We start from the raw sequence: 3721 nt of genomic DNA, 5'->3' as shown, positions 1-3721 counted from the left end.
AGGCCTTCGCCAAGGCCTACTTCTCCCTGCGCCGTTTTGACTTCCGCTCGGCATTTGGCACCTGGCTGTATCGCATCGCTGTCAATGAATCCTATGACTGGCTGCGCAAGAAGCGAGTGCGGCGCCTCGTCTATGAAGCCGACCTTAACGATGACCAGCTCCGGCGGTTGGAGCAGATTGCCGAGGAAGAGCGCGGCGAGCCGGCTCCGTCGCGCCGGGCCGAGGCCTCCGACCTTGTGGCTCGGCTCCTGGATCGCATCTCCCCTCAGGATCGCCTGCTCTTGATCCTGAAGGAAGTGGAAGGGTTTTCGGTGGAAGAAATCGCCGAAATAACGGATATGAATCCGAACACGGTAAAGGTCCGAATGTTTCGCGCCCGCGAGCGCCTGGCCAAGGCGCTCGAGCGCATGGGGCGCAGGAAGGGAGGGGCGTGAGCATGAAGTGTAGGGAGTTTCATCAGCATCTTGAGGATTGGCTCGAAGAGAAGGCTGGCGGTGAACTAGCGGCGCTCCTGGAGAACCACCGCGCGACTTGCCCGGCTTGCCGCGCTTTGGTCCATCGCGCCCGCAAGGCGTCGCGGATCGTGCGCCTTTTGGCTGTTGATTCGCCTGAGCCGGCCCCGGGCTTTTACACTCGCTTGCGCGCCCAAATCCGGGAACAGGAAGAACAGGAGCGACGTTGGGGCCCGATGGAAGCATGGGCGCGGCGGTTGGCGTGGGGATTGTCGGTTGCCATTTTGATCCTGGCAATCTATTTGAACACGACCGCGCCGAAGCCGGCTATCCCGCCACTCCAAACGCAGTGGATGGAAGCGGCTGCTGAAGGCCAGGATGTCCTGGCCGAACCGGGGAGCCTCGAAAATCTTGACCGCAACCAGGTAATGATCTCGCTGGTTGTGGAGAGGGGAAGGTAAGCTGTGAACCCGAATCGGAAACCGGTGTTGTGGCTGATGATTGTTTTTGCTCTGGGGCTGGTCTTGGGCGTGCTGGCCTCCGAGCTCGCCGGCGGTTGGGGAATCTTTGGCGGCCGCGGCCGTCGCGGCGATTGGCGACAGCATGCTGTCGAGCGTTTCACTCGCGAGCTGTCGCTTAGCGCGGAGCAACGCCAGCAACTGGAAACCATTCTCGACGAGACGAAAAAGAAATATCAGGGCATCAGCGAGACAACCCGGCCGCAATACGAGGCGGCGCGACAGGAGGGGCGCGAGAAAATTCGCGCAATTCTGACCCCGGAGCAGAAAGTAAAATTTGAGGAGTTGATCCGAGAGATTGACCGCGAACACGCAGAGCGGCGGCGCTAATGTCCTTCTAAGCTTTTGATAATATGGGACTTATATAGACGCGTGTGTGAGCGAGGCGGATGGCAAACGGCGCCAGCTCCGTACCAGCAAGCCGCTACGAGGGTGAGCGGTAGTTGAAATGAGCGCGAGAGGGAAAAGGCAGGTGGTAGGGAGCAGGTGGTAGGGAGTAGGTAGCAGGTTGTAGTTGACGGGGAATAGGGCCAAGTAGTTGGAACGGCAGTAGCCAGGTGTCTCACCAGGAGAAGAAGGCATGAAACCGGGCGAATGGATAAGCAAACTTCTGGCGTGGTATCGCAAACAATCTCGCAAGCGGCGCATTTTGGCGGCAGCGGTGCCAGCCGGCTTGATTCTTCTCCTAGTCATCCTCGGCTTTGGCCGCCGCAACAATGTGCAGTACTTCACCGCCAAGGTCGAGCGGGGCGATATCCTTTCGGCGGTTGAGGCCACCGGGACGATCAACGCCGTTACCATGGTTCAGGTCGGTTCGCAGATTTCAGGCACGATCCTTCGGCTCTTCGCCGACTTCAACTCGAGGGTGAGAAGGGGACAGGTGATCGCTCAGATTGATCCGGCCACGTTCCGGGCGCGAGTCGAGCAGGCGCAGGCGGACCTGGAGACCGCCCAGGCAAACGTGAAGGGCATCGCCGCCTCGATTGAGACATCGAGAGCCGACGTGGCCAGCTCGAAAGCCAACGTGGACAAAGCCCGGGCTCAGCTCTCTCAGGCAAAGATTGACCGCGAGCGCACGACGGAGCTGTTTGAACAGAAGATTGTTGCCGCTGCCTTGCGCGATACGGCGCAGAGCAGCTATGACACTGCCGCAGCCAACCTGGCCGCCGTCGAAGCTCAACTGGAACAGTCCCAGGCCCGTTTGAAGTCGGCCAACGCCCAACTCGACCAGGCGAAGGCTCAGGTCAGCCAGCGCCGGGCAGCCCTCCTTGCGGCGCAGATTGACCTCAACCGGACAACCATTCAAGCCCCGATCGACGGCACGGTCATCGGCCGCAACGTGGACGTCGGGCAGACGGTGGCGGCCAGCCTGGCGGCGCCCACGCTCTTCACCATCGCGCAGGACCTCACCAAGATGCAGGTCTATGCCAAGACCGACGAAGCCGATGTGGGGAAGATCAAGGTGGGAGCCATCGCTAGCTTCAAAGTGGATTCTTTTCCCAGGGAAACATTTCGGGGGCGCGTCTCGCAGGTACGCATGAACGCCTATACCGTGCAGAACGTGGTGACCTACGACACGATCATTGATTTTGACAATCCCGAGCAAAAACTCTTTCCGGGGATGACGGCCTACGTGACTATTCCGGTGGCCTCCGCGCAGGATGTGGTCAAGGTGCCGAACGGGGCGGTGCGATACAAACCAGAGATGCCGGAGTCCAAGCGCCGCGAGCTTCTGGCAAAGTTTGGGATTCAGGAAGGCGGCCGGCCTAGCGGGAGCACCGGCGGTTCCGCAAGGGCGGGACGGGCCGGGGAGGGAACCGGCACCCGTCCTTTCCTCGAGCGAAGGGCGGAAGCGGCTGGGCGCGCTGGTCAGGCTGGCGCGTCGCGCAGCGACGATTGGCAGATCGTTTGGAAGCTGACCAGGGGAAAGACGCTTGAGCCCGTCCGCATACGCACCGGCATCACGGACTACACTTTCACAGAACTTCTTGAGGGGGCTCTGAAAGCGGGCGACGAGCTGGTTATCGGCCAAGCAATGCAGCGGGCTCAAGGCATGGCACCGCCGCCGGGCGGGGGTTTTGGCGGCCGCCCGGGAGGCCCGCCGGGCCGACGCTGAGATATAGTGCCGGGTGCCGACGTAGAGGAAAAAGGCGAAAAACGAAAATCGAAACTCGAAATTCGCTCTCGCCTGGGAGATCCCCTCCTCTTGTAGCTTCTAGCCTCAAGCCTCCAGCCACTAGAACCCTCCCTACTTCCTTGCTTCCTGTTCCGCTCAACCCCATCGAAGCCTTGCGGTATGAATGAGACGTAGGGGCGGTTCGCGAACCGCCCTGCTAACGTCGCGCAGTGTGCCCCAGCGGGTGGGCGTTCAGTTTCGTTCCCATTTTGGGAATTCCTACCACGAGGTGTCGTCTTCCGGGCAGGCTGCCTTGAAAAGATGATGGACTCCTGGGAGAAAATGCGCTACGTACCTTGCCACGGAAACCCGAATACTACTAGCCTCACCGGGCTGTGCTACACTCTGGTCAGTCATGGTCATCCTCAAGCTGACCGATTCTGACGTAATCGGGTTAGCTAAATGGCAGCAGAAGATAGCAAACATTGCGGCGAGGCTGACGACCCGCAAATCCGCGATCGTGCACTCCGGCTTTTCACTTTTTTGCGTGAACTGACTGAGCTGCGCACCAAAACCGTCCGTACCTGCGATCAGTACGATAAGGTCCTGTGGTTTAGCGAAATCCCGCAACAACC

Annotated in this window: 5 protein-coding genes; 4 read left to right on the top strand and 1 reads right to left on the bottom strand. The window is 60.2% G+C overall.

What is annotated here, in order from left to right; translation table 11 throughout:
- The 4 genes from VIH17_14230 to VIH17_14215 all read left to right on the top strand — a co-directional run.
- The coding region (locus VIH17_14230) for a sigma-70 family RNA polymerase sigma factor (GenBank protein ID HEY4684392.1) at positions 1 to 434 on the top strand (434 nt) is incomplete at its 5' end.
- 2 nt (positions 435 to 436) lie between these two features.
- Positions 437 to 913: a hypothetical protein gene (locus VIH17_14225; GenBank protein HEY4684391.1), complete on the top strand. Its 477-nt coding sequence runs from the start codon at positions 437 to 439 to the stop codon at positions 911 to 913.
- Positions 914 to 916: 3 nt separating this feature from the next.
- Complete coding sequence (locus tag VIH17_14220; protein HEY4684390.1) at positions 917 to 1300, top strand: hypothetical protein; 384 nt, start codon at positions 917 to 919, stop codon at positions 1298 to 1300.
- A 250-nt stretch (positions 1301 to 1550) separates the two neighbouring features.
- A complete protein-coding gene (locus tag VIH17_14215) occupies positions 1551 to 3086 on the top strand; it encodes an efflux RND transporter periplasmic adaptor subunit (protein ID HEY4684389.1) in 1536 nt (511 codons plus the stop codon).
- 279 nt (positions 3087 to 3365) lie between these two features.
- On the opposite strand, the gene VIH17_14210 is transcribed toward VIH17_14215, so the two are convergent.
- The coding region (locus VIH17_14210; protein ID HEY4684388.1) for a hypothetical protein at positions 3366 to 3721 on the bottom strand (356 nt) is incomplete at its 5' end.

The sequence above is a fragment of the Candidatus Acidiferrales bacterium genome, assembly GCA_036514995.1.
Lineage (GTDB): Bacteria > Acidobacteriota > Terriglobia > Acidiferrales > DATBWB01 > DATBWB01.
Note: the sequence above shows the minus strand (reverse complement) of the source record. Positions and strands in the feature narration are given on the sequence as shown.